This is a genomic window from Treponema sp. OMZ 305 (genome assembly GCF_024181325.1).
In the GTDB taxonomy this organism is placed as follows: domain Bacteria; phylum Spirochaetota; class Spirochaetia; order Treponematales; family Treponemataceae; genus Treponema.
Genome location: NZ_CP051300.1, coordinates 18,266 through 45,211 on the forward strand (window position 1 = coordinate 18,266; position 26,946 = coordinate 45,211).

The following is a 26,946-nucleotide window of genomic DNA, read 5'->3' on the forward strand; positions in this document are numbered from 1 at the left end:
TTACCCATTATTGCTACCCGAATATAATCTTAGGTACTGTCAGCGCTACGGACTGGCCGTTGTATGTGTATGTAATCCGCTCGGTTGCATCATCAAGGATAACGGCGGCGGGTTTGAGTTTCGGCGCAAGGGCAAAATAGGCGGCGACTTCGGAAAGACCTTTTTCTATCGGGAATTTTTCGCTCAAATCGTGCAGCGAAAATTGAAGGGCATCATGGAGAAATTGACTGCGGTACTGTTCAATATGTTTTTTGAGCAAGGCTTCATCAATATAAAATTGATTAAAAATACCGCTTCGCTGCAGCAGTGCTGCCGACTCTTGCTCGGTGAATGATACGATCGGTTCAAAGCTTTGGTTAAGCGGCGGAAGGATAAGCGTCCGGGCCTGCGGGAAAGAGAGTTTCGGCCTGGTCTGAATATAAAAATCGTCAGGGAATGTAATCTCACGCTCGGCTAATTCAAATGCTTTGGTCTTGATAAAAGTGATAAGCTCGGTCAGCTGCTTATGATCGCCGCGGTCTCGCGAAAGCAGCACACGGTTTAGCCGGTGGGTAAGCGAGTGGTTGGTGTCGATAATCTTGCGCCCCGCTTCGTGCAGATATTGCTTGAGGTGCAGCAGGAAGGAGTCCTCCCATGCAATGCCATGCTCGGTTACCTGCGCGATAATCGTCCGGGTTAAGTGATTGATCTCGTTTTTACCGGCATCGGCTGCAAGAAAGTCCCAAAAAGAATCGAAGGTTTGCCCCTGCGGAGTTTCCTTCATTTCCAAATTGGCATCGAGGGCGTAGCCAAGCACCGCGCCTTTTGTTTCACTCACCGACTGTTTTTTGTATACATCAGCAAGAATGGTTTTAAAATTTTCTTCTACCTGCCGGAAGTCCGATAAGAGTTCGCGTGCCGCTTTTGAAACTTCGCGTAGCCGTTCGACCATTTGCACCGGCGTATACACTTCCGCCTCTCCGGTTGTTTTAATTGCATCTATACGTTGCTGTAATGCTTCTTTCTGTTTTTCAAGTTCGGCAATTTGCGTTTGCGGATCGTGCGTAGTGTTTTCCGAAAGCTCTCTGAGTTTATGCAGAATATCTTGAAAGCGGGATTCGGTACCGATAAACGTTTTTGAATCCATCGTATCAAGCCAGGTAAACAGCCGTTCCACCCCCGCGCTCAGTTCGATAATCACATCCTGCCGCTCATTATAGTATTTTTTGATATAGCCGGCCTTTTCCGAACACCATTTATTCGCTAAAAAATGAGCGCGCGCCTCGATGCTTTGCAGTGCGAGTCTGAACTCTTCGCTGTTTTGTATTTCTGCTGTTTCCCCATCATACCAATCGTCGATACTGCTATTGTCAAAACCGAAAAATTCCTGCGACCGCAAAAAATCCGCCAGCAGCGTTTCAAACCGATCGGCATTGACGGTTTGCAGATTCCGCTCTCTAAATATTTTAAAAAGAAACGAAATAACCGGTGCGGGATTCTTTGAACGTAAAAGCCGCAATCCCGAATCTTCCGCAATTAAGGTTGCTATATATGCACTGTCAGAGCTTTGCATAACTATTCCTTATCGTTATAAGTGATGCGAGTCTTTCCTTGATAAAATCCTGCGGAAGGCGTTCCTGTTCAAGTCTGTTGCACTCGGTGTGTTCCCGCAAATAACGGAAAAGCGCTAACTCTTCGGCGGTGAGATAGAGGTCTGCGCTATTCCGTTTAGAGGATTTTCCGGGAACGGCAAACTGCGCAAATGTTTGGTAAGTTGTACTGTCCATACAAAATGAGGTAACGTCCGGAAAGATTGTGCGGAATTCCGACAGGATTTCAAATCCGTGTTCGTCTATATCGCCGAAATAATAGAGCTTCTTTTGCCGTAAATGCTTATTGCGTTGTAATTGCACGGCGGCAAATCCCGAACCGAAAATGCAGAGCCCTTTAGGAACGGCGGGGAATGTCAAATACACCAGCAGATTTTCAACAATAAAAATAGTATCGACGGAATTAAAGCGCAGCGCGGCGAACGATTCAAGCGGTATCTGCACCTCGCCGCTTTGGAGCATTTCTCCCGCAATAGTTACACCGATTGCATCATCCAGTAAACGGAAGCGGACAAACGGCGGCGCAGTGTGGACTCCCCATTCGGCATATACGGCTGCCGCGGTATTTTTCGGTTCGTCAAAAACCGGTTCCGGAAGAATCGCTTCAGTCAAAACCGGTTCCGCAGTACCGCTTTTCTTTAACGCGCAATAGAGTGAGAAAATCAGCGCGCGGTTTTGTTCGATAAATTTGGTGTGCACCGGAAGCGGAATTTCGCGCAGGTATAATCCGCACGGGCTGTGATGTATAAACCAATCCGCACACAAAAAAAGCTGCTCCCAATACTGTGCGTCAAAGGACTCGGTTAAAACGGAGCTATGCTTGGCCGTCCAGTCATACCAAATATCAGCGGCATCGAGCTTGAGGCATTGCGTTTTAATACGTTCAAGATTTGCTTTGAAATTGCAGGCTTCCGTTTCTTTTTGAATAAAGCGCAAAAAATCAGCTTCGGTTTCGAATAGTATTTTTTCGATAACGGTCTGCATGCCCTTGCTGCGAGTTTTAACGGCGGCGCTCACCACCGTGTAGCCGAATCCCTTTGCCTGCTTTGAATGGCGGTACAGCTTTTCCGCTTCCGTTTTCCGCATCGCAAAATCATCCGTTGCGGAACCTCGTGCGGCCGGAATATGCAGCGGAAAAAAAGCGCTGTCTCCGTTAAGTACGGAATGCAAATAACTGAGAAATTTATGCTCGGCTTTTTTTCTAATTTCTTCAACGCTAATCATACTGTCCTTTGAAAATATACGGCGCATCTACTGCGTCATACGCTGAAAATAAATGCTCAACGTATCAAAGATACGCCTCCGCTTTATTTTCAGCTATCTCCTTGTATCTACACCGTCTATTTTCAAAGGCGGTGATTCTATTTAATGCAAGTATCATTACAAACGTATCAGCAATACTATCTGATGCATTTGCCTCATACCGTGAAAATAATACCCCTTACAATATACCGCTTGTAGTTACTCTTTCCTTTTCTTTTTGATACCGGTCAATCGTGATATTCAGTAGGCGCGAGGTATTATCGTTATGCTTTTCCGTAATGTGAACCGATGCGATATAATCTTCTACGATGTTGATTTTATCCATCGGTGTTACAAGAATCATCTGGAGTCCGATCTCTTTAAACAGCTCCATTGCATAGCACGAATTATCCATATCGATTTTGCTGAATACCTCATCGATGATCACCAGCCGTAACGAATATCCCTCTCCACCGGTAATGCCGAATTGAAATGCAATTGCCGATGCTAAAATCGTATAGGTTAATTTTGATTTTTCTCCGCCCGACAAACTTGCAGAATCTTCGTAATATTGTTTTTGCGTATTATCGTTGAGATAATATTCAATAGCGGCAAAATTAAACCACTGGCGCACGTCCAGCACTTTTTTACGGCGCGGATCATTTTCTTTTAAGTAGGCAATCAGCGTTTCAATTTTTTTATACTCTTCAAATTCCGAACCGGATGTGCGGTTAAAAATGGAGGCGGAGTCAGGCAATGCAGCTAACAACAGAGCCTGAAAATCTTTTATGGACTGATCGGTTGTTTTGCGGTTTTCCAGCTTGATATACGTCGGAGGATTTTTGCTGTAGGGAATTGTTTTTAAGCTTTTATTCAATTCCTCTATTCCGACAATAATCTGCTGACGTCCGGTATCAAGTATGGTCTTAAAATTGGTAATATCGTTTTTTACGTGCTCATTAAAAATAAGCTTAAATTTTTTCCGGCACGAAGGTAAATCATCGCGATTCACTCGATCGTAAAAGGCTTGAAAGTCTGCAAGCCCCGATACTTCCGCTTGGAAGTCCCGTACATCGGCCTCCCATGACGGAAACTTCCGCTTTATATCCGGCTTAGGGTTTTTCACTGCGGACATTTTTTCGCGGACTTTTCGCTCCGCATTTCTGACAGCTGTTTCCGCCTGTTCGCTCTCTTTATTCAATGCCGATTCAATCCGATCCCGTTCGGTATCAACGGCTTCAGGCTGTTCAAAAGTTTTTTGTACACTGAAATGCTCTGTAAAAATAGCGAGCGCTCTTTGCATTTCTTCACTGTCCCGATCAGGAAACTGATTTAACTGAGCGGTAAAGCGTTCCTCTTTGATGCGGATATCCGTCAGCTGCTGTTCCGCTTTTGAGGCTGCTGTAATAGCACCGGTACGCTCGTCTTCCTTCGTTTGTTTTTCGATTTGCAAACCTTTCAATTTATCTTCAAGCTGCCGTAATTCTTTGTCCCCGCGAAGGATAGCGTCTTTTTCTTCGAGCGATGTATTCAATGCAGCCGAATATTTTTGCACATCAAGGTCATCCCAGAATTGCATCTTTTCCAAGCTGCTCAAAATAGCAAGCTGACCGTTTATATCGTCCTGTTTTTTCTTGCTGTCTGCCAGCGCCGTATCGTTTTTGGCAATTTCGTTTTGCAGCTTTTTTAAGCTGAACGAAAGTTCCTGCCGCTTTTGGATATTATCCCATCCGAGAACAAAAGTTTGTCGTCCGGAATGCTGCGGACGGTCGTCTTTTTCGTGGCGTATTTTTGCTTTAATTAAACCGGAAGATGTGAGCGCCTTTGCCGCCCTGCTAAATGCTTCCGTATCATCCGTACAGATATAATCGAATGTGTCATGCAAATACGCTTCAAGCCAATCGGAAAGTTCATGCTTCCGCTGTATTTCCAATTTCGCAATAAGTGAATCTTTTTCCGGTATATTTTTTTTCAGCTGCGGCTTGGTATCGGTTTTAAGGTAGACGAGTCTGCCTCTTAAATTGTGCGTTGCCGCATACGTATTCACTTTTGTATAAAGATGCGGCGGCACCAGTAAACAAAGCGAAAAGTTATGCAACAGTTTTTCTATTGCGGCTTCCCATCGGCTTTCTTCTTTTGCAACCTGCAATAGCTCTCCGGCAAACACCAGTTCTTTTTCCGAGCAGCCGATATGTGCGCATATTTCATCGCGTATTCTGATATTATGCGCAGGGATATTCGTTGTCCGTTTACTCAGCGATTCCAATTCTTCGATAATTGCTTGTTCTTCTTTTTTATTTACCTGATTTTGCGCATTCCGTTCAAGACTTGATTCGTAAAGGTCATCTTTTTCTTTGCTGAGTTTTTCTTTTAATTGCGGCAGCAATGCTACGTTCGCATTAAATTTCTTTTCCGTCTGCGGAACTTCTAAAGATAAAACGCGGGCGCACTGTTCATAGTCCCGCACATTATTCCGGCATGTCTGCAACCGTAATTCATTGAATTGAATCTTATGCTCAATTTCTTTGATCAGAATTGCCGTGCTGTTTTTTTGAATAACTGCTTTGAGCGAATCCATATCGGTATCAAGCTGTTTTATTTCAGCTTCAAGCATATTTCTTTTATTATCAGCGAGCAGCTTTTCTTGTTGCAAAACAACTATTCGTTTTGTAATCGTATTTAGGACTGTTTGTATATACCACAGCTGTAAAATCATTTTGAACTGTTTTAATGTTCTGTTCTTTTGCTCGCAGTCTTCAAATATTTTTCCGGCATCTAAAATTTCCTGCAGCAGTCTGAGCTGTTCTTGTGCTTTTTCTATCTCGTTGTATATCTGAGAAAGCTCTTCGTAATGCTTTACCAAATCATCAAAATCGCGTTCGGTATCGCGACCTTCAAACATATATGTTCTGATAAAGTCATTTAAGTTGCCGACTCCTTTCAGTCCAACTGTTTGCGAAAAAAGATAGAGAGCCCGGTCCGAACGCAAACCTGCAAGCTGAGAGAATGCTTCTGCATACGGGGCAAAATTATCGCCGTAAAACTTGGCGCCGAATACTTCGGTCATGCGTTTTTTCCAATTGCTCTGCGGTGTAAAATCGATCCCTTCTTTTTGTATCTCTTCTATCGAGAGCCGTTTGTGTGTTATCGAATAGACTTTTTGCAAGGCGCCACCGCCGGAAAAGAACCGAACCTGCATAAGCGTTATCGGCCCCTGATCATCCCCCAACACAAAGCAGCCGAGTAAAATAGAAATGCAGTTTTCTTTTGTGCGTAAATTCTTCGCGGCGCCGGAGGTAAATTCTTCCTCGCGTTTGTTCCCATACGTACCCAGTACATAGCTGATTTCATCGCGTTCCCGCTTGCTTTCCGCTCCGGCGGATTGGTTATAAAAGCGCTGCCGCGGCGGCACGATAAGCGACAAAAAAGCATCCACCAGCGTCGTCTTCCCCGAACCGTTTAATCCGGTCAGGAGCGTCGCCTTCTTTCCGCATCGCAGCGTATATACTTTGGCATCAAAAACACCCCAGTTGTACACTTGAAAAAAATCAAGATACACACCGTTCTTATCAAGCTCTTTAGTTTTTAATAAATCGAATTGCATCAGCCGTTCTCCTAGGGTAAACGCATCAGCCCTTTTAGAGTATATCCCCGCAAAATGAGAGGCTGTACCACCAGAGTTTCGCCGCTTTGCGGCTCAAATGGTGCTCCAACCTCTCATTTTGCGATATGTGGTCTGGGTGGCTGATGTGTTTACCTTGCTTGTTTTGAAAAAAAATAGGCCGTTCCGTAAACATTAACTATTACCCTATTATTATCCTTAGTTATTCTCTTCAATACGCCAGTAGCCGTTTTTATCGGCGCCGATACGGGTGATACGGCCTGCTTTTTTTAACTCTGCAAGCTTACGGCTTATTGTTATCCGCGATTTGCCTGTTTTTTTTGCAAGTTCTTCGTAGGAAACAGCAGGATTTTCTTTAATACAGGTTAAAATCATATTTACAGTATCATTTACAGTATCATCCTGTTTATTTTCTTGTATCGTTTGCATAATGATTTCAAGCATAAAGTCTATAAAAATCCCGGAGTCGTTTGCTGCCGTACTGTGTTCCAATGCTCTGTAATAGGCAGCCTGATTCTTTAAAATCATATTTTCTATCGGCAGATGTATAAACAATGGATTCCATTCTGCTAGAATACGTGAATGCCAGAGCCGCCCCATTCTGCCGTTACCGTCTTCAAAGGGATGAATAAATTCAAACTCGTAATGAAACACACTGCTTTTAATCAGCGGATGAGCGTCCGTATCTTTGAGCCATTGAAATAAATCATCCATCAAAAAGGGAACCCGATCGGCAGGAGAAGCAATATGACTGATGCCGTCTTTTCCCGCAATACAGACACCGCCGTACCTAAAATGACCCGGATGATCCACAAGCCCAAACGTCATCAGTTTATGTGCGGCAAGTAAGTCCTCTTTTTTATAGGGATTAAAGGACAGGCACTGCTCATACGCTTGAATTGCATTTTTGACTTCTTGCACCTCTTTTACCGGAGCGATGATATGTTTTCCTTCAATGAGAGCCGTAACCTGTTCTTCCGTTAGTGTATTCCCTTCGATCGCAAGCGAACCCTGTATCATTTTTATCCTATTGATTTTCCGCAAACGTACGCTATCGGACTGTTCAAATCTGATCTTCAACCGCTCCATTGCGGCAGCTATCTGAGAAATAAGATTGATTGCTTTTGAGGTAATTTTAAACGGCGGTTCGTATGGCATTGGTATTTTTACTCTATCTCATAACCGGCTAATACAATTTGTTCTTTGCACCATGTTATAACAGTTTCCATATCGGCTAGCGCTTTCCTTGTAAGAGCTTCGTCAATGTCAGGAGATTGCGGATACCGAAAAGTTGCTGCAAAAGGAGTTAAATCATCACCTGCATTTTTTACGGCAACAGGAACGGAAAAAAATGATTCTATTTTGTGGAGCAAAATTGCTAGGTCATGTATTTTAATTACTTCTATTTCTTTTAGAATAAATAAAGCTTTTATTGCTTTTTCTGCAGCTTGCTGACAATGGAAACAAATAATTTCCAGCGGTTGTGGATGCATACTTTCAAAAAGATGGCACGCTGTATTTTGATCCATTTTGACAAAGTGCAGCCATTCTGCTACGTCGCGTTGTATATCATCTTTCATACATTACCACTCCTTCGGTGACAACCGTATTCTCTAATGTCTGTCGCTTACATCGTTCATTAAAATGCGAACGACTATTTACGATAATATCACAGGGGGTTGTCCTATATTCCCGAATAGCCCGATACGCTTGTTGTGAAAGCACAAGAGGTTTCTCTTCCCGCTCATCTACCACGACGTAAAAATCATAGTCGCTCGTTTCGGTCTCTTGATTACGTGCGTAGGAGCCAAACAAATAAATCCGTTCCGGGTCAAGCGCTTCTTTAATTTTTTCGGCTATTTGCCGTATCTCTTCAGTTATCATTTGTATTCATTATACCGGATTTTTGACAATTTCTCTACCTTGTTTTTAGAGATGCCCAATCGCAATTCTTTCAAAAAAAGGATATACTGACTGTTGAAAAAGGAGCGCAGTCATAGGAGGCTGAATGATGACGGCACAGTGGGCGACAGTCTGCATAAAATTGTTACAAGGGGCTATTTACGAAAATGAGGAACCTGAGGCATGGAAGCTCTTGCAGCAATACCAGCGTGAGATTGCCGCATATTTTGAACAAATCGGTATCAGCCTCTTTATTGAACCGGCCGACGGCTACGCATTTTTAGAGCAAAAAGAGAGCGAAGAAGGGGATTCTAAATCTGTTAAGCTTATCCGGCATTATCCGCTGTCATTTGAGTTATCATTGCTGTGTGTACTGCTGAGGGAGGCCTTGGAGCAGTTCGATGTTTCTCAAAATACATCTTCAATCTTAGTACTGAAAGCAAGTGAAATCCGTGGAATGCTTTCCATCTATTTTAAAGAAAAAACCGATCAAACAAAACTCTATAAAGAATTAAATAGGTATTTAAATCAAGCTGTCGATATAGGCTTTCTTAAAAACTTGAGCGAAAAAGACCTCAGCAAAACCGGCGATGCAGATATTGACCCTGCGTATGAAGTCCGCAGAATAATACGGGCAAAAGTCAGTGTCGATTTCTTAGCCGAATTTAAAGAGCGGCTGCAAAAGCTTTAGAAACCGGCTAAACCAATATTTTCCGGCAGCCGGTTTGCTCTTTTCGTGAGTTTTAATAGTTGGGCAGACCTTTAAACCCGACGCGCACCGTCTCCTGCCTCGCAAGCAAAAAAGGAAGCCGTCAGGCCGGTCTTTTCGGTATAGGCGTTGCCGACACGGGTGGTAAATTCCGCAATGGCATCTTTTTGCACTAAGGCAATGGCACAACCGCCGAATCCCGCACCGGTCATCCGCGCACCTAAGCAACACGGTTCAGCATTAGCGGCATCGGCAAGCGTATCAAGTTCAAGACCGGTTACTTCATAGTCGCGCCGTAACGAGTCATGGGATGCCTTGAGCAGTTCACCGAGTTTCGGCAAGTTACCGGCTTTTAGAGCCGCGACCGCAGCAAGGACCCGTTCGTTTTCCGTAATACAATGGCGCACCCGTTTAAAGATACGCTCATCGGCTATTGCCGCCTCAACCGCAGTCAAATCAGCAGAGGTCAAGTCACAGAGATTGTAAACGGTCTTAATCTTTTGTAAAAGAGCAAGACCTTCCATACATTCGGCGCAGCGTTCATTATACTTTGAGTCCACAAGCGCACGTTGCTTATTGGAGTTCATCACAACAATACGATAATCACCCAGAACAAGCGGTACATATTCATACTCAAGCGTTGCCGTATCAAGCAGCATCGCACATTCTTTTTTACCCATTGCAATACTGAACTGATCCATAATTCCGCACTGCATATTCATAAAAACATGCTCAGACTCCTGCCCCATTTTAGCAAGTTCTACCGCATCAACCTTAAAGCCGAACAATTCGGCGACTGCCCGTCCGAAGCCAACTTCCAGCGCAGCCGACGAAGAAATACCGCCGCCTGCCGGCAATTTGCTAAAAAACAGTACCTCAAAACCGCTTGTCAGTTTGTATCCGCCTTTTTGCAGCATCGCGAGCATACCGTTCAGATAGTTCGCATATTGATTTTCTCTCCAGTACCGGAAAGTTTCCGTAGAGGAAAATTCAAGTGCACCCGGAAACCGTATATCATCATAGATAATCGTTGTATCGGCTCTCTTGCGCAGCAGCACATAGAGGTACCGATTGATCGCCGCAGGAAACACCTTCCCCCCGTTATAGTCGATATGCTCCCCGATAATATTGATACGGGCAGGGGAGGCAATCATCATGATTTCTTCCGTACCTGCTCCGTACCGCTCGGTAAAAGCCTTTGTCAATTCCGCCTTCATCTGTTCTTCCGGCAAATCGGTTAAAAACTGTATAAAGTCATGCTGTGTCATGGTGATCCTCTCTTGGGTAATCGCAGCAGACATTTTTGAAGTATTCCCGCCAACTAAATAAGGCTGTTCAACCAGAGTTGAACCTGCGGTTCAAATGGTTGCCACGCCTTATTTATTTGGCGATTCTGATTTATCTGTCTGCTGCGATTACCCGTCTTTTAAAATAGACTTCCGGCAGCTGATGCTTTTTGCATCGTTACTCTTATTTTCGGCATTTTGAGGCGGATGTCTTATAAGCAGCCGCTTACAGTACCGATGAAAGATCTGCGATGACGGTATCGATTCGTCTATTGATAATATGAGTAACGGTAAACGTTATCCGCCCGCAAGTGATTCTCTCTTTAGTATGCGGTAAATATCCCCATTTTTCAAGTAGAAAACCGCCGAGTGTGTCATAATAATCGGAGTGAAAATCGGTGTGCAGTAATTCGTTGCAATCTTCCAGCTTTAACGCACCGGGGAGAACAAGCTGCGATGTATTGATAAAGCGTACCGAACGCATTGGATCGTTCCGCGCCTTACCGTACTCATCCTGCACCGTACTGAACACTGCGGCAATGATATCATCCATCGTAATGAGCCCTGCTACGCCGCCGTGTTCATTGATGACGATTGCGATATTTTGCATCTTGGCATTCATCGCTTTGATAATAGAAAAGATGGAAGCTCCCTCCGGAACAAAAATTGCAGGACGCTGCAAAGTCTCAATGTTCGGCTCCCGCCGCTCCTGCAAAGCAAACAGCAGCGTCTTATAATGGATAATACCGGTAACGGTTTTTGTTTCGGCATTGTAGACAGGCAATCGGGAAAAACGGCTGCGGCGGAACTGTTCAATGACTTGCGGAAAAGTCGCGGCGGAATCAACGTAAGTAATCGCCGTACGCGGCGTCATAATATTGCGGAGTTTTACATCCTGCAGCAAAACGGCTTTGCGCAACAGTGCTTCTTCTCCGGCGGCGAGGGCGCCGTCTTCTTGCCCGATATGCACGAGCAGTTGGAGGTCTTTTTCTTGAAGCGTATCCGGCGTTGTTTTCGGGCGGGCATTACACAGCCTGAGCACCGCTTTTGTCAGCAGCGAAAATACCGCCACAATGGGGCGGAGCAGTGTGTAGCACACATACAACGGCAGCGAGGCTTTCTTGCCGATCGATTCCGCCCGTTCGGTTGCCAGCGCTTTGGGGAAAATTTCGGCAAGGATGATGATGAGCACGGTAATAATCGCAGTCGCTGCGGGAACCGCTTGCGCACCGAACACATTGAGGGTAAAGGCGGTAATAAGCCCCGAGTTCAACGTGTTGACAAAATTGGTGCCGATAAGCGCGGTCGTAACGATTTTTTCTTTCATCTCCACCAGCCGAGCCAACCGCTGTGCGCTCTTACGGGAACTTTTTTTGAGGCTGCGGTATTCCGATCGCGTAATAGCGGTTACCGCCGTTTCCGTACCGGAAAAAAAGGCTGCGCAGGCAAGTAGGATAATTATTTCAACACTGATTATAACGAGCTTCATTCTTCCGCCTGCATCCGCACTTCAACTTGCACAATACGGTTTGCTTCAACCTTTGTTACGGTAAAACGATACGGCTCAACGGTGATTGCATAACCTGCCGCCGGAATTTCCCCTGCTTTCTCCATAATGTAGCCGCCGATGGTGTCGCTATACTGCGATTCAAGGTTGAGGTTCAGCTGTTCGTTTAAATCGGCGAGCCGTGTAACGCCTGCGATGGTGAAGGTCGATGGCGCTTCCGCTTCATTACGGGCAGTCACTGTATTATCGCCGCCTATACCATCGGCTCCTGCCTGTACCGGTGCGGTTGAGGATGAGCTTACCGGTACGGAATTTGATATATCTCCGAATTCATTTGCCGCCGATGGTGCGTCGGCTTCAGTTACCGCTATAGCCGCTGCCTGCTCGGATTTGCTTACCACCGGTAAAGCTGTTGATGCGTTATCGGATACAGCCTGCGCTGCCGCTGCCGTTTCGGCCGTATCATCGTGTATGTTTATATCTGCCGCAGTGGTATGAGAGTTCACGCCTGTCCGTACATCATATTCGTCAAGAATACTGCCGAATATTTCTTCGCTGACATCCTCGACGGTTATCAATCCTGCAGTGCCGCCGTACTCGTCAAGTACAATCGCCATTGTCTGCTGCTCGGTATGGAACTTTTTTTCCACTTGAGCGAGCTTCGTTGTTTCAAACACAAAAAGCGGCTTACGCAGATAGGCCCTTACCTGAAAGGCAGCGCTTCCGTCTAAGTACTCAGGGGAAAAGAGAAAGTCTTTAATATAGAAGAAACCTTGTATTTCATCGATATTCGTACTGTATACCGGAAAGCGCGAAAATCGGGATTTTTTTGATAGCTCTATAATTTCTTCCGCAGATGCTCCGATGTGAATTGCCGCAATGTCGCGCCGCGGCGTCATCACGCTGCGAACGGAAAAGTCGCCGTAACGCAGGATATTCGTCAGCACGGCGCGTTCGTCGCTGCCGATAAAGCCGCTTTCCTCCCGTGCTTGAAAAAAGTCGCGTAAATCCGCCTCGGTAACAGCCGCCGTGTTTTGCGCTTCACGGATGCCGCAAAGCCGCAGCAATACGCCGGTAACCGCAGAAAAAAGCGCAACAACCGGCGAAAGGATCGCCATCAATAATAGAATGAAGCGGGCAAAGGCAAGGCTCAACGCATCGGGATACACCAACGCAATCGACTTAGGCAAAATTTCGCCGAAGATCAGCAGCAGCACCGTACCGGCGGCGACCGCAATCCCCAGTCCGGAATCCCCGAATATCCGCAGCGCAGCAGCAGTCAGCACTACGGAAATAGCGATGTTGACAATACTATTTCCGATTAAAATCGTCGATAAAAATTTTTGTTTATTTTGTAGAATTTTTTCCGCCCGCGCCGCCGCACGGTTGTTCCGTTCACGTAAAAACCGCAGCTTGAGCTTATTCAAAGACAGGAACGCCGTTTCCGCCGACGAAAAAAACATCGACAGCAAAAACAGCGCCAACAAACTGACGAGCAGTAAGATTATATGCGGGGGTTCTCCAGTATCCATATTCGATAGAGTATATTAAAAGGAATTATTAAAAATGTCAATTTTTATATGTGCATACTTTACCCGTCCCCTTGTTCAATTAAAAAAAGTATGCCATAATGAGGGGCAAATGGCTGTTAGTGTAAGACTCCCGGATATTTTGCGCACTTATGCTCTGCGTTTTAATAGTCCATTTGTTGGGATTAGTGAATTAACCGATTATTTACGAAAGTATGCTCAAAGAAATATAGCCGAAAAGCCGGATCTTGCTTCTTTCATTGATATATCGGAAACAAGATTGTTAACGGAACTGGAAGCTCTTGAATCGGAAGGAAAAGTAGAGCTGGTTGACGATAAACGGAAGGGTAAAGTCGTCTTTGTTCCATTCTATTTCCTCGATAAGGTAACCCGCCAATATGAAACAATTCGTGAAAAACCGGAATTACCTTTTCCGCTTGCCAGCGCGATACCGCAGAATTTTTCCAAACGTTTTCTTCGTTATATTAGGATCAATACCGATTTCACCGAATTGCAACCGGAAGTAGAAAACAATACCTTTCTGTATCAGCTTATATTTCCTGATGATACCCCTCCGCTTATCTTTCCCGGAAATTTTTCTACCGATCAGATGCTTGACCTTGCGATTGCAAAATTACGATTCTTCTTTCAGAAGGATGAATTACGGGATTTTATTCAAAAGAAATTGATAACAGCAAACCCCGGAAAAGAGTATTCAATTAGAAAATTTATTCTTACGATTCAAGCCCACTCTTCTGAAGCCATGTATACATTGAAAAAATCAGGCGATGTATATTTGTATTGGAGCTATCTTTGCTCGGTTGTAAAACAGGAATTTTCAAAGAAAACTGAAAAATTGAGCGATGAAATCACCATTTTGCAGGCTATCTTTATTATTGAATACCTGAATAACTATTACCGAAATAAGACGCAGCAATCGCTTCAACGGGAAACTGCACTAAAGAATCTTGATTTGGCGCTTCAAAAACCTCCATATTATTTTAATAAGGCTGCTATTGTCAATTTTAAAGATTCCCGCGGAGTACCGTTGCTTGGGCAATATAGTCAAGAGGATCTTGAGGAATATATACGGGGAAAAACCGCCGTGGACGGTGATGCTAATTTACCGGAGCTTCTCAGCTTCAAAACTCCCGATGGAGAGCGGTACTACATCATGTTGGATAAAACGGTTCCGTTGATTATCTCGTTAGTAAACGATAACCGAAAAAAATTGCGGGATGTTTGCTTAAAGAAGTGGTATCAACAGCTGATACGGTTTGAACAATCCGAGGCAATGCACACCGATTCGGCATTTAACCAATTATTAAAGACCCTCTGTGCTGAATACGTGCCGGTCTTGTATGCCTTACTGGGAGCACCGTTTATTCCAATGCTCTCAGCCGATAAACGTATTACGGAACATCAAGCTGCGGAAATTCGGAGAATATTTTCCCGTGACCGGTTATTGTCCTATATCGACTTATTTATGATGAATAGGCAAGAACTTTTAACGGATGCAAAAATTCTGTTGCCTTTCTGGTATACGATTCCTATCATATCTTCTATTATTGCTTTCTTTATGCGTCCAAAGAAGGATCGCCGCACCGCTCGAACAGAAAATTCCAAGACCGAAACTATGCCGCAGCAACCGGGAACTACTAATAAAAAAATTTCACCACGGGAAATTGCGAGCGAATTACAGGCCGAGTTTATTCCTGCAAATAAAAGCATACAGGATTGTATTATTGAGCAGCTCGATCTATGGAATACGATTATCGATCCGGTAATTAGAAAGCAAAATACCGAGGATGTAAACTCTTTTATCAGAGATCAGGTTAAGATAGCGCATAGAACGCAGTCCTTTGCTAAACTGACATCAGACCGTATTCGTAATCTGGCGGATGCAATTGTCAGTACGCCCGGTTTGGCAAAAGTAAAAAATAAAAGTGCATTAAGACTTTATACGGAATATTATATATTATGGCTTGTGCTGCATTCTGTGTAATAAGAAATGTATAACGCTGATGCCGGGTTCAGAAGTCGAAGTTACCTAAACAGAAAAAAACTGCACGTTCTCTATTCGATAGCGTTCTTTTTTTGTATCTTAAAGGTATCTTAATAGGAGCCTCTAAAAATCTAACTGAGTTTTTAGAGATGCCCTAAATAACGTATTTCGTGTTTATGGAGGACATTGGTATGGCGATACTACACTTAAATCAGGAAAATTTTGATAAGACAATCAATGGAGCTGAAACCGCATTGGTAGATTTCTGGGCGCCGTGGTGCGGGCCTTGTAAGATGCTTGGACCCGTTTTTGAAGAAGCGGAAAAGGAAGTCAACGGAAAAGCCGTTCTTGCAAAGGTCAATGTAGACGAACAGCAAGACCTTGCAGTAAGATTCGGAGTTACCAGTATTCCGACGCTTATCCTTTTCAAAAACGGAAAAGAAGTTAAACGCTCGCTCGGATTTATTGATAAAGCCAAGATACTGGCATTGCTCTAAATTAAGCAAACAATCAACAACCCCGACGCTCGTACCGGGGTTGTAAACCTTCTGCATAAATTTAAGAAAATATTTTAGGAAATGCTGACCGGTCAATTTCGGTCATGCAAAAGTACCGGCCATTAAATCTCTGCCTTATATATTCGTTTTAACGAAAGCGTTTTTTTTGTTTCCGATGATACCTTTGCGATGATACCGCAGAATAGTGCTTCTCCGCTTTCCGGTATGTCGAAGGTTTGCGGGGTAAGCGTGAGGCTTCGGGCTACGGCAGCCTCAATAGAGCTGCCGATGATCGAATGGTATGCTCCTATCATGCCTGCATCGGTAATATAGCCGGTACCTCCTGCGAGGATACGCTCATCGGCTGTTTGCGTATGGGTATGGGAGCCGAATACACAGGAGACACGCCCGTCAAGATAATACGCGAGCGCTTCTTTTTCCTGTACCGATTCCGCATGGAAATCAACCATAACTATTCCGTCAGCCTGTTCCGCTAATAAACGGTCAACCGTTTGGAAGGGGCAGTCAATTGGACGCATATTTTCTCGCCCTTGTATATTCAGCACCGTTAGCGTCCCTTGAGGTTTACGCACGGTGATGATACCGCTGCCCGGCGCAAGCGGGTAGTTTGCAGGGCGAAGTATCCGTGGTTCCTGTCCGAAACCGGCTCGCAAATCAAACCGCTCCATAGTGTGATTTCCGCCGGTAATAACATCGACCCCGGCAGCAAATAAACGCTCGGCTTGTTCCAATTCTATGCCGGAGCCTTTCGCCGCATTTTCTCCGTTTACAATTATAAAGTCCGGTTTTTCAGCTTTGAGCAGCTCCGGTATCACCTGTAGGGCAATATCGACGCCAAATGTTCCGCAAATATCGCCGCCGAAAAAAAGAGTCAGTTCACCACCCATTATGCCATCTACCGCTTAAAGATTTCGTACACTTTTTTGAGGGCAGCGGCGAGGGCGTCGATGTCTTCCTGCGTGTTGTAGATGCCGAGGCTTGCGCGGCAGCAGGAGTTGATACCCATGTACTCCATTAAAGGTTGAGTGCAGTGGTGCCCGCTCCTGACCATGACGCCTTGCTCATCCAGAATATATGCGGTGTCGTGCGAATGGACGTCTTTGACGTTAAAGGCGACCGTCGGCACCCGCCGCTGCGCATCAGTATAGTATGCTTCTACAAAGTCGAGGTTTTTTAAGGCGGCAATGAGCTTTTGGTGTAGGCTTTCTACATAGCGGTGTGTTTCTTCAAGCCCGAGTTTTTTCAAAAAGTCGATACTCAACTGTAAAGAATGAATTGCTGCGGTATCCAGCGTGCCGCCTTCGTACTTCGCGCCGCCCGCTTTAAATTCGCTTGTTTGTTCGCCGACAAATTCAATCATGCTGCCGCCGTAGAGGAAGGGTGGCATTTTTTCGATAAGCGCGCGCTTTGCATACAGCACCCCGGCGCCGAACTCCGCGTAGAGCTTGTGTCCCGAGAACGCAAGGAAGTCGCAATCCCACGCGGCAACGTCGTGCGGAAAGTGTGCAATGGACTGCGCCGCATCGATAACAGCGACGGCGCCGTGCTTATGCGCTTCCGTGATGATCTCCTGTACCGGAAATACAACGCCGGTGGTATTGACGGCGGCGGTTACCGCTACGATCTTGCTGCGGCTACCGAGTAGGGCTTTAAAACCCGCCATGTCGAAGTTGCCGTGCTCGTCAAGGTAGACATACCGAAGCGCGGCGCCGGTTTTCCGTGCAACAAACTGCCACGGGATAAGGTTTGCGTGATGGTTGGCAATCGAAATGATTATTTCATCGCCGGCATGGAGCTGCTCCAATCCATAGCAGTACGCAATAATATTGAGCGATTCGGTTGCATTCTTGGTAAAAATGACCTCGCCGGAATCGTCGGTGCCGATAAAACTACTTACCGCAGTGCGGGCGGCTTCAATCAATGCGGAAGATTCCATCGCAAGGGTATGTGAACCGCGCCCTGCGTTCCCGTTGCTGCGGGTATAGTATGCCTGTACTCCGTCGAGCACTGTCTGCGGACGCTGCGCGGTTGCGGCAGCATCCAAATAGTGAATATTCCTGTTTTGTAGTAATGGAAAATATTTACTGTACATAATCTCTCTCCAAAACAAACACATCATTGTTTTAAACCGCAACGCAGCTTGTCTGCGTTGTCAGCTTTGAAAACGGTGTTAGGTGCCATTATTTATGATGCCCGATAAACTTATCTCCATTAAAATGAATCATATGTGTCGGGTTATCTGCAATCCATGCTTCTGTTTCCCATGCAATTTCTTGTGCGTAGTGTATAAATGTTTTCTTATCCGGAAATGCTGAGATATACACTTTATCCGCAATCACATTTGCAAATAGATTTTCAAGTTCAATGTATCGCTTGCTGTCAACTGGTCCGTGCGATGTTACAGATTCAACAAGTATCAACCATCTTTTATCTTCAATATATAAGATTACATCCGGCATTTTTCCATGCTGCTGCACATTAAATAAAAGATTGCCTGCAAGTTCTTGGTCGTAATATCCCCACTTTTCTCCGGTATCACCGACATAAATAAGCGTACTATTCGGTAAAAATCGCGGAGCCATCTGCTCAATTATATCTCGTATTAATTCGCTATGTTTACCGGGAGAAATTTGAATACTATGATTTTCTTTGATTTTTACGGAAACCATATTCATTTTCCGTTCATGTGCATATTGAGCAGAAAGAGTTGATTTCTTTTTTATAAAATCTGCAAGTAATGAATCATACAGATGTGTTTTATATGCTTTAATAACTTTGAGAGCTTCGGGGGAAATCTGATAAACAGCATTTGGACTGTTCACCGGGCGAGCAGGTTTGTCTGGGTTATACAGCACAATTCCAGCCTGTACCATCTGGTGCGTACTAAATCTTCGGAAGGTTTCACGAGTGTTTGGTGCATATTCCTTGTTGTAGTAGTCTTTCGCAAAAGTCATCATCGGTGTAATTCCAACAAGCGGACTTTCTGCATTTTCCCATTCTTTTTCAGGAGTAACGTTTAAAAGCGAAAGCAAACAATAAGCTGTCCGCTCATTTTGTTGGGCTGATGGCATACCAAATTTTTTAAGAATATCTATAGCTTCGTCAAGTTTCAGTTTTATTTGTTCTTCGATTTTCATTTTGTTACAACCTGCAAAAGTTTATCAAAAAGTTTTTGATTCCATTCCTTATGAGTTCTTAAACCTTTTCCCAGTTTTTCTAGATCAGCGCTATTTGGATAGGGAAGATTGCGTAAATCTGTTGCATTAACTTGTGTATGACCGCTAAACAGGCGGAATTTCTCATCAATGTAGGTTGAATTAAGCCAGCAAACTAAACCATAAGCGACATTTTCTGGAAGAGATGTTTTATTTATATGGAAAACATTCAAGTGATTTTCAAAAGCGATACCGTTTTTTATAAAATCATCTGGAGTTATAATCGAAGCAACAACTCGTTTTTTTTCTTCCTTTGTAGAAAAACGTTTCACAAGAACATAAAAACCTTTGGAGAAAAGTTGTTTTTTCACATTTTCTGATTCAAAAATTGCATTCGGCTTTTTTGATTTCTGAGGCCATGCAAGACGATGATTTTTTAAATGAACAGAATACACAAGCGGGCTAGAATTTTCCGTGTAATCTTTAAGCAAAAGATTTTTCATTCTAAAGTCAACAATAGGCCCTGTTGAAACTTTTATACCGAGGTTGTTAATACTTGAGTAATCCGTCAGATTTCTATTTTCAACCTTCTGTTTTATAGGAATATGAAAATATTTTTCATCGTCATTTTTATGTAAAATATGAGAGAAAGGAACTTCTAATGCAGATAAACCTATAAAAGTATCATCGTTGCAATAGGAAATTTTTACATTTCCTTGTTCAGCATTCTTTTGTAACATAATTATTATATTTTCTTGCAAAACAGATTCATCTTTAAATGCCTTATCACGGGATTCAAAAAGATGAATGTATTTAATAGCACAATTTTTTAAAATAAATTCTCTGAATGTTTTGTAATAAACTCCGTTACAAAAACTTCTCGGAACGATCGCAACGATATAGCCGCTATCTTCTGTAAGTGAAATTGCAGCACCCATAAACGCTGAATATAAATTTACTGTTTCAAGACCAAATGCACGAGCAGACTGTCGTTCTTTTGAATTTGTCTGAATTTTTTTATATGGAGGATTCATTATCACATGCGTATATGTCTCATTGATTTTCCATGTATATTCAAATGAGGTTTTTTCTAAAAAATCTTCCGAAAAGATTCTGTAATCCGATTTTTTTAAAGCTGAACTCGATAAGGCTATATTTTCATTTAAAGCAGGATAAATATTTTTATCAATATCATAAGCCGAAATGTGAATGCCGGGGGTATTCCAATTTTCTTTTGCAATTCGTTCCATAAAAGAACATGAAAGTATTCCTATACCTGCCCCGGGGTCAAGCAATTTGATTTTTTTATCAGTAACAGGGAATAAAGATGACATAAAATGGGCTATTTTATACGGAGTAAAATACTGTCCAAATTCTTCCTTATGATTTAAGGATGTTTTAATGGCGTGAACCTTTCGCTCTTTTTCAAGTATGTCTGCAACTGCTACCATAGTAAGTACTATACTATATTTTTGATTTTCAGACCATTCCCTATGGAAGAAGCTGCCGTAAGGCAGTCCACACATCAGATATTAGACCTATTCTGAAACTTTCGTTTTCGAATAGGTCGACGAGTTCTCGCATCGCACCGGAGTTTCGCCGTGTTGCGTCTCAAATGGTCGTCCAACCTCACTTATTCTGCGACTTTTACCTATTTCCGATGCGGTTGCCCTATATTCGCTGTCCTCGTTTTTTCCGGAACGGTACCGGATGCCGTCGTTTTATCCGTTTGCGCCTGAATCTGCGTTGATAGGCGTGCATCAAATTCTGCGTTGAGCCGGTTCCGTATTGCCTCATCAGGAATACTGTTAAAGACGGGGCGGAAGGCAGCGTCGATAATCAGCTTTTTGGCGCTCAGCTCGTCGAAGCCGCGGGTCATTAAATAGTAGAGTTTTTCTTTATCGATGGCGGCAAAACTCGCGGCATGCTCCCCGATAACATCATCCTCATCGCAGAAGATGGTTGGGATGCTCGTGCCGACCGCATTTTTATCGAGCATGATGCTGTTATCAGCAAAACGGGCGACGGAGGCGGAGCAGCCCTTATTCAAGAAAATATTGCCGCGGAAAACCTTATGCGCCTCGTTTTTCAGCGCGCCGCGGGCTTTTATCTCCGACAGCGTGCTCTTGCCGTTGATAATCAGATTATGTTCAAGATCCATCCGGCGCGTTTTATCGACAAAATACAGCGGGAATATGTACACTTCCGCCCAATCTTCCTGCATATAGGAAGAATAGGATACACCGCTTTTTTGTGAGCCGAGCTGTATGTCGTGAACGGTTACCGCTGCCCTTTCGTCGACATCCATCCGCACCGTTTCAAAATTGAGCGCAGTGTCTGCAAAGTTTTGGATTTTGATAATTTCGACTGCGGCCTGTTTCCCGACGCGAATACTGATGAGTCCGTTCCGGTATGATTGCAGCGCCGGAGTCTTTTCATCGGTGTCAAAGTACAGGATGAGCCGCGCCGCAGCGTTATCCGCTATGTCGATATAGCTCCGGTCAAACAGCACGTGATGGACGGCATCCATCGTAAACCGCACAAAGAAATCCTGCATTGCTTCGGGTCTGTTCTGAGCGTGATTAGTGCCGGAACTCGCGCCCGCGGTCTTGCAGCAATCAGCATTGCCCGAAGCTGCGGCCTTATCGTGTTCAGCTTTATCAGCTTCAATCTTGAGGTAAAAGCCGCTGTTCCGCTTTGTCTGCGCTTCGTCGGTAAACCGCTTTCCCAATCCGCAGTTTTTTTCACGCGGAGACTTTTCGGTATTGAATATTTTTGCAACCTGCTCCGCACTGCATGTTTTGAGGAAGTCTTCAATCGGCAGATACTGCGCGGTCTTAGATCCTGTATGAAAAAAGATACCGGAAAAAGGAGCCGTCGGTACATCCTGTATATGATAATCGAGCCGTTTAAAATAGTTGTCGTTTCTCATCAGCCTATCGTCCCCTCAAGCTCAATGGAAATAAGGTTATTCAGCTCGACGGCATATTCGAGCGGAAGCTCTTTGGAGATCGGTTCGACAAAGCCTTTGATAATCAAGGATTTAGCCGTCGCTTCGTCGAGACCGCGCTGCATGAGGTATAGAATCATCGAATCGCTGATGCGTCCGATTTTCGCTTCGTGTCCGATGTCGGCATCGTCGGTATGATTTTCGATAATCGGGATGGTGTCGGTGCGGGACTCGTTATCCAGCATGAGGGATTCGCATTCGGCGAGCGCCTTCGCGCCGGTTGCATCCTTGCCGATAACCAGCAAGCCGCGGTAGTTGGATTCGCCGCCGTTTTTCGCAATCGAGCGCGAGTGCATTTCGGACACGGTATTCTTGCCGATATGCACCGTCTTGGTTCCCGTGTCGAGGCACTGACCGGCGGAAGCAAAGGTAACGCCGGTAAAGTCGGAGCGCGAACGGTCTCCTTTCAAAATGCTCATAGGATAGAGCATAGTAACACGCGAGCCGAACGAGCCGGACACCCATTCGATAGCTCCGTCTTCTTCTACGATGGCACGTTTAGTGTTGAGGTTGTAGAGGTTCCGCGACCAGTTTTCGATCGTGGAATAGCGCATGGTCGCCTTTTTACCGACATACAGCTCGACGGCGCCTGCGTGGAGCGCATTTTTATAGTATTTGGGTGCACTGCATCCTTCGATAAAGTGCAGATAGGCGCCTTCATCGACGATAATCAGCGTATGCTCAAACTGCCCGGATTGGTTTGCATTCAATCTAAAGTATGATTGCAGCGGCAGCTCCACCTTTACGCCTTTGGGTACGTAGACAAATGAACCTCCCGACCACACTGCACCGTGCAGCGCCGCAAACTTGTGATCGTTCGGCTTTATCAGCTTCATAAAATGCTCGCGGACAAGATCGCCGTATTGCAGCACCGCCGATTCCATATCGAGGTATACAACCCCTTGGTCGGCGAGGTTTTTCTGCAGGCTGTGGTACACCACTTCCGAATCATATTGGGCGCCGACGCCTGCAAGCGAGGTTTGCTCCGCCTTGGGAATACCGAGCCGGTCAAAGGTCTGTTTTATCTCCTCCGGTACCTGATCCCAGTCAGTCGCCATCGGCTTTTCGTCCGAAACAATATAATGGATAATTTCTTGGATATTGAGGTCGGAAATATCAGCGCCCCAGTCCGGCATCGGCCGTTCAAAAAAATACTGCAAAGATTGCAGTCTGAGGTCGAGCATCCACTTGGGTTCGAGCTTGCGGGCGGAAATTTTTCGCACCACATCTTCGTTTAGCCCCATGCCGGTGGAATACTGATAATCAATTTTATCTTTTATATCGTAAATACCCCGCTCAATATCGGAAACGAAGGTGCGCTTCCGCGTTTGGAACAGAGGCGAGCGGGAATCTCTAAAATCATTACTCATAGCCGCCCCTACATCCCTGCGTAGCCATATTTTTGAATATGCTCTACCAATTCGATACCGCCGCTTTTTGCCAGTGAACCGTTAATTAAGACATGTACATGATCGGGTTTAAGATAGTCGAGTACCTTGCTGTGGTGAGTGATGATTAAAATACCCATGTCCGAGGTTTTGAGCTTTGCAACGCCCTCGAATACAATTCTGGTGGCATCGATATCCAACCCTGAATCCGTTTCGTCCAGAATAGCAAGCTTGGGCTGCAAGACTGCAAGCTGGAGAATTTCGTTCTTCTTTTTTTCGCCGCCGGAGAAGCCGACATTCAAACTGCGGTCTGCATACTCGGGATTGATACTGAGCGATTCCATCAGCTTTAGCAGCTCCTTGTGGAAAGTGATCGCCGATATTTTTTTACCGGTAACCGCTTCCTTTGCAGCGCGGAGAAATTCTTCTACTTTTAAGCCGGGGATTTCTTCAGGGTTTTGGAAAGAAAGAAAAATACCTTTTCGCGCCCGCTCAAAAACCGGCAAATCATTGAGCAATTCTCCGTCAAAAAAGATTGAGCCTTGGTCAACTTGAAAGATGGGATTACCGACAATCGCTGCGGCAAGCGTAGACTTTCCGGCTCCGTTCGGCCCCATCACTACGTGGATTTCGCCGGGATTGACGGTAAGATTAATATTATGCAAAATCGGCTTTTCATTTACCGACAGATGTAAATTTTCTATATGTAATAGCGGTTTCATTTGCAACTCCTATACAAGTTTGCGGTGCGCAAACTTGGAGAAATAAAAGACGTACCATTGTACGGCTTTTATTTTACATTTTTCTGTGTGAAATGTATTAATAAAATATTATAACGAGATGCAAAATACGTTACAAGAGCGCGTTGAATCACGTTAAACAAGTTTTGAAACAAAACCTGTCCTTTACCGATGTACATGGACGTACATTGGTAGAGAGGTACAAGAATGTATATTTTTGACGAGGTGGTTGCAATCGGCTTTAATACCCTTTATTACGACGTAGAGCGTTCGTCAAAACTATACATCCGTGTATAGTTTTGACTGCAAGTTGTGGCTCTGCCACAACATTGCTCCTGTTCGGAACCACCGCCGTCCGTGGCGGTAGAGGACGGCGGGTATTAAACCGCACGAATAAAAGAATGTGAGAACAAATATTGATACATGAGTGAACTCAAAGCATTTGTAAAATCGCTTACAATACCTTTTTGTGATAGAACAATCATCTTGACAAATATAGGGTATAACCTATATAGTCAGAATTAGATATGGAAAGTAATTGGACGGTTGAATTCTATGAAACAAAAGCAGGTGAAAAACCAAGTTTAGATTTTATAAATACGCTTGAAGTCAAGCTTAAAGCTAAAGTATTCCGTGATTTAGAATTACTGGAAAATAAAGGAAATGAATTACGATTACCATATTCACAACATCTTGATGACGGTATATTTGAGTTAAGAACAATTCAAGGTAACAATATAGTAAGGTATTTGTATTTCTTTTTCATTGAAAAGAAGATAGTCATAACGCATGGTTTTCGAAAGAAAACTCAAAAAACACCACCTTCAGAAATACAACGGGCAAAAGATTATCGAACCGACTATTTGAATAGGAAGCTAGAAGCAGGAGGAAAGAAATGACATTAACAGAGGCATTAAAAGAACAAATGAACGATGAAACTTTCAGAAAGGAATATGAATCTCTTGAGCCGGAATATGAACTTATCAGTTCGTTAATTGATGCCAGGAAATTGTGTAATGTTACTCAAAAACAACTTTCCGATGCAACTGGAATTGCTCAAGCAGATATAAGCAAAATAGAAAATGGTTTCGGAAATCCGACAATAAAGATTTTGAAAAGGCTTGCAGACGGATTAGGAATGAATTTGAAGATAGAATTTGTTGCTAAAGCTAAAGTATCGATATAAATAAAGCGCCCATTCCCCAGCCTCAAGGCTGGCATTGCCTTTGCGACAATGTAAGTTAAGCACTCGTTCAACGGGACGTCTTATAGCGAGGGAAAAAACAAACAAACGTAAGGAATTTTCGCAGGAAACTGTTTTGGGGTGACGATTTAGAAAAAATGAGGCTTGATAAATGATTGTTACAGATACATCGGTTTGGATTGATTATGTAAAGGGGATTGATGCACCTCATACCAATAATACACAATAATAGGAATTTTAATCCAATGGAATGAGTTTTAGGATGATTGTTAAAAATAAATGCCCGCTTGTCTAAACCCCGCAAATATGCTACATTCGTTTCGTTGTTTAAAAACGGACGATTAACTCAGTGGTAGAGTGCTACCTTCACACGGTAGAAGTCACTGGTTCAAACCCAGTATCGTCCAATCTTTTATCTTTTTCATTCATCACAATTCTACAATTCGGTATTATCCTACAAGCCGATGTTGATTTAATTAAACTTTTAAGATTTGAGCGGCTCCTTGGCGAAGCATCATATCCGCAAGCACAATCGCAACCATTGCATCGATAACGGGCATGACCCGCCGGTAGAGACAGACATCATGCCGTCCCGTAATCGCATAGGCTATACGTTCGCCGCTTGCGGTCTCCATTATCTGTTCTTGAGCGATTGAAGGCACCGGCTTTATGACCGCCTGAAACACAATATCTTTTCCATCGGAAATGCCTCCGGCAATTCCTCCGTGATAATTTTTATCGACGGCATTTGCCTCCGAACCGGCCATACGCGCCAGCTGAAAGCCTGCTCCGAATGCAATACCCTTCACGCTGCCGATGGAAAGCACCGCCTTTGCGAGTTCCGCTTCGAGCTTATCAAAGACCGGCTCACCGAGACCGGCGGGAACATTCCGCACCGTGCACTGCACAATAGCTCCGGCGGAATCGCCTGCCTGCTTAATCGCAGCAAGTTTACTGCTGATCTCCAGTGGGAGTTCGTCGGCTGCAGAAATCGGTTCGCAAGGGATGCCTGCAATTTCTATTGCTGAGGTTTCAATGGTGAGCGGGAGACTTGCAGACGCCGTATACTGTGCATGATACGATGTCTGACAATACGCCAGAACTTTCTTTGCGATAACACCGGCAGCAATGCGTGCAGCGGCTTCACGCCCCGATGCGCGTCCGCCGCCGCGCCAGTCGCGGCGGCGGTATTTTGCCTCGTAGGCAAAATCCGCATGACCGGGACGGTATATGTTTTTTAGCGCTTCGTAGTCATGCGGACGCGCATCGGCATTGCGCAGAAGCACCGCAATCGGAGTCCCAAGAGTTTTGCCTTCAAATACGCCGGAAAGGATTTCGGGTATATTCGCTTCCCGCCGCGCGGTTTCAAAACTACCTGACGGTCTTACCGTATTAAACGCAGCGGTAAAATCTTCCGAACCGAGCGGAATACCGGCGGGGCACCCGTCGACGACAACGCCGATTGCGGCTCCGTGGCTTTCACCGAATGTGGTAACTCTAAAAATCGTTCCAAATGTATTTCCCGCCATGACGGTATTTT

22 protein-coding genes and 1 tRNA gene are annotated in these 26,946 nt (G+C 44.5%); 6 read left to right on the plus strand and 17 right to left on the minus strand.

All coding sequences use genetic code 11. From position 1 onward, the window contains the following. Nucleotides 1–13: 13 nt before the first annotated feature. The 6 genes from ABK01_RS00080 to ABK01_RS00105 form a co-directional block, all read right to left on the minus strand. The gene (locus ABK01_RS00080) at nt 14–1,552 is read right to left on the minus strand and encodes a DUF3375 family protein (protein ID WP_253675769.1); all 1,539 of its coding nucleotides are present in this window, start codon (nt 1,550–1,552) and stop codon (nt 14–16) included. Continuing rightward, complete coding sequence (locus tag ABK01_RS00085; protein WP_253675770.1) at nt 1,539–2,813, minus strand: Wadjet anti-phage system protein JetD domain-containing protein; 1,275 nt, start codon at nt 2,811–2,813, stop codon at nt 1,539–1,541. The genes ABK01_RS00080 and ABK01_RS00085 overlap by 14 nt, the downstream gene beginning before the upstream one ends. Before the next feature lie 217 nt (nt 2,814–3,030). Beyond that, the gene (locus ABK01_RS00090) at nt 3,031–6,435 is read right to left on the minus strand and encodes an ATP-binding protein (protein WP_253675771.1); all 3,405 of its coding nucleotides are present in this window, start codon (nt 6,433–6,435) and stop codon (nt 3,031–3,033) included. Between the two features lie 216 nt (nt 6,436–6,651). Continuing rightward, nucleotides 6,652–7,611 carry a Fic family protein gene (locus ABK01_RS00095; protein WP_253675772.1) on the minus strand — a complete coding sequence of 320 codons (960 nt, stop codon included), beginning with the start codon at nt 7,609–7,611 and terminating at the stop codon, nt 6,652–6,654. A gap of 8 nt (nt 7,612–7,619) precedes the next feature. Continuing rightward, nucleotides 7,620–8,033, minus strand: a complete 414-nt coding sequence (locus ABK01_RS00100; RefSeq protein ID WP_253675773.1) for a HEPN domain-containing protein — start codon at nt 8,031–8,033, stop codon at nt 7,620–7,622. After that, nucleotides 8,023–8,337 carry a nucleotidyltransferase domain-containing protein gene (locus ABK01_RS00105; protein ID WP_253675774.1) on the minus strand — a complete coding sequence of 105 codons (315 nt, stop codon included), beginning with the start codon at nt 8,335–8,337 and terminating at the stop codon, nt 8,023–8,025. Before ABK01_RS00105 ends, ABK01_RS00100 begins: the two co-directional genes overlap by 11 nt. A gap of 124 nt (nt 8,338–8,461) precedes the next feature. On the opposite strand from ABK01_RS00105, the gene ABK01_RS00110 reads away from it, so the two are divergent. Then, entirely contained in the window at nt 8,462–9,046 is a 585-nt protein-coding gene (locus ABK01_RS00110; RefSeq protein ID WP_206182755.1) for a DUF4194 domain-containing protein, read from the plus strand. A gap of 71 nt (nt 9,047–9,117) precedes the next feature. On the opposite strand, the gene ABK01_RS00115 is transcribed toward ABK01_RS00110, so the two are convergent. From ABK01_RS00115 to ABK01_RS00125, 3 genes are all read right to left on the minus strand, one after another. After that, a complete protein-coding gene (locus ABK01_RS00115; protein WP_253675775.1) occupies nt 9,118–10,332 on the minus strand; it encodes a galactokinase in 1,215 nt (404 codons plus the stop codon). A gap of 244 nt (nt 10,333–10,576) precedes the next feature. Further along, entirely contained in the window at nt 10,577–11,839 is a 1,263-nt protein-coding gene (locus tag ABK01_RS00120; protein WP_212565571.1) for a hemolysin family protein, read from the minus strand. Next, the gene (locus ABK01_RS00125; protein ID WP_253675776.1) at nt 11,836–13,389 is read right to left on the minus strand and encodes a hemolysin family protein; all 1,554 of its coding nucleotides are present in this window, start codon (nt 13,387–13,389) and stop codon (nt 11,836–11,838) included. Before ABK01_RS00125 ends, ABK01_RS00120 begins: the two co-directional genes overlap by 4 nt. 109 nt (nt 13,390–13,498) lie before the next feature. Here ABK01_RS00125 and ABK01_RS00130 point away from each other — a divergent pair, with 109 nt between their 5' ends. Further along, on the plus strand, nt 13,499–15,391 hold the full coding sequence (locus ABK01_RS00130; RefSeq protein WP_253675777.1) for a hypothetical protein: 1,893 nt from the start codon (nt 13,499–13,501) through the stop codon (nt 15,389–15,391). 191 nt (nt 15,392–15,582) lie between these two features. Next, nucleotides 15,583–15,888 (plus strand): thioredoxin, encoded by a 306-nt coding sequence (gene trxA, locus ABK01_RS00135; RefSeq protein WP_212565574.1) that lies wholly within the window; start codon nt 15,583–15,585, stop codon nt 15,886–15,888. A gap of 122 nt (nt 15,889–16,010) precedes the next feature. On the opposite strand, the gene ABK01_RS00140 is transcribed toward trxA, so the two are convergent. From ABK01_RS00140 to sufC, 7 genes are all read right to left on the minus strand, one after another. Continuing rightward, on the minus strand, nt 16,011–16,796 hold the full coding sequence (locus ABK01_RS00140) for a TIGR00282 family metallophosphoesterase (protein WP_253675778.1): 786 nt from the start codon (nt 16,794–16,796) through the stop codon (nt 16,011–16,013). Between the two features lie 8 nt (nt 16,797–16,804). Further along, a complete protein-coding gene (locus ABK01_RS00145) occupies nt 16,805–18,001 on the minus strand; it encodes a SufS family cysteine desulfurase (protein ID WP_253675779.1) in 1,197 nt (398 codons plus the stop codon). Between the two features lie 88 nt (nt 18,002–18,089). Next, the gene (locus ABK01_RS00150) at nt 18,090–19,046 is read right to left on the minus strand and encodes a BsuBI/PstI family type II restriction endonuclease (RefSeq protein ID WP_253675780.1); all 957 of its coding nucleotides are present in this window, start codon (nt 19,044–19,046) and stop codon (nt 18,090–18,092) included. Then, complete coding sequence (locus tag ABK01_RS00155; RefSeq protein ID WP_212565577.1) at nt 19,043–20,515, minus strand: Eco57I restriction-modification methylase domain-containing protein; 1,473 nt, start codon at nt 20,513–20,515, stop codon at nt 19,043–19,045. Before ABK01_RS00155 ends, ABK01_RS00150 begins: the two co-directional genes overlap by 4 nt. 200 nt (nt 20,516–20,715) lie before the next feature. Next, the gene (sufD, locus tag ABK01_RS00160) at nt 20,716–21,996 is read right to left on the minus strand and encodes a Fe-S cluster assembly protein SufD (protein ID WP_253675781.1); all 1,281 of its coding nucleotides are present in this window, start codon (nt 21,994–21,996) and stop codon (nt 20,716–20,718) included. Further along, nucleotides 21,996–23,444, minus strand: coding sequence for a Fe-S cluster assembly protein SufB (sufB, locus tag ABK01_RS00165; protein WP_253675782.1), 1,449 nt, complete (start codon nt 23,442–23,444; stop codon nt 21,996–21,998). Before sufB ends, sufD begins: the two co-directional genes overlap by 1 nt. 8 nt (nt 23,445–23,452) lie before the next feature. Beyond that, nucleotides 23,453–24,184, minus strand: coding sequence for a Fe-S cluster assembly ATPase SufC (sufC, locus tag ABK01_RS00170; protein ID WP_253675783.1), 732 nt, complete (start codon nt 24,182–24,184; stop codon nt 23,453–23,455). Nucleotides 24,185–24,729: 545 nt separating this feature from the next. Here sufC and ABK01_RS00175 point away from each other — a divergent pair. The 3 genes from ABK01_RS00175 to ABK01_RS00185 all read left to right on the plus strand — a co-directional run bounded on the left by ABK01_RS00175 (nt 24,730) and on the right by ABK01_RS00185 (nt 25,813). Then, nucleotides 24,730–25,101, plus strand: coding sequence for a type II toxin-antitoxin system RelE/ParE family toxin (locus ABK01_RS00175; RefSeq protein ID WP_212565580.1), 372 nt, complete (start codon nt 24,730–24,732; stop codon nt 25,099–25,101). After that, a complete protein-coding gene (locus ABK01_RS00180) occupies nt 25,098–25,388 on the plus strand; it encodes a helix-turn-helix domain-containing protein (RefSeq protein WP_212565581.1) in 291 nt (96 codons plus the stop codon). The genes ABK01_RS00175 and ABK01_RS00180 overlap by 4 nt, the downstream gene beginning before the upstream one ends. A 353-nt stretch (nt 25,389–25,741) precedes the next feature. Continuing rightward, nucleotides 25,742–25,813, plus strand: a tRNA-Val gene (locus tag ABK01_RS00185). 69 nt (nt 25,814–25,882) lie between these two features. Here ABK01_RS00185 and aroC read toward each other — a convergent pair. After that, nucleotides 25,883–26,935 (minus strand): chorismate synthase, encoded by a 1,053-nt coding sequence (gene aroC, locus ABK01_RS00190; protein WP_253675784.1) that lies wholly within the window; start codon nt 26,933–26,935, stop codon nt 25,883–25,885. Between the last annotated feature and the right edge of the window lie 11 nt (nt 26,936–26,946).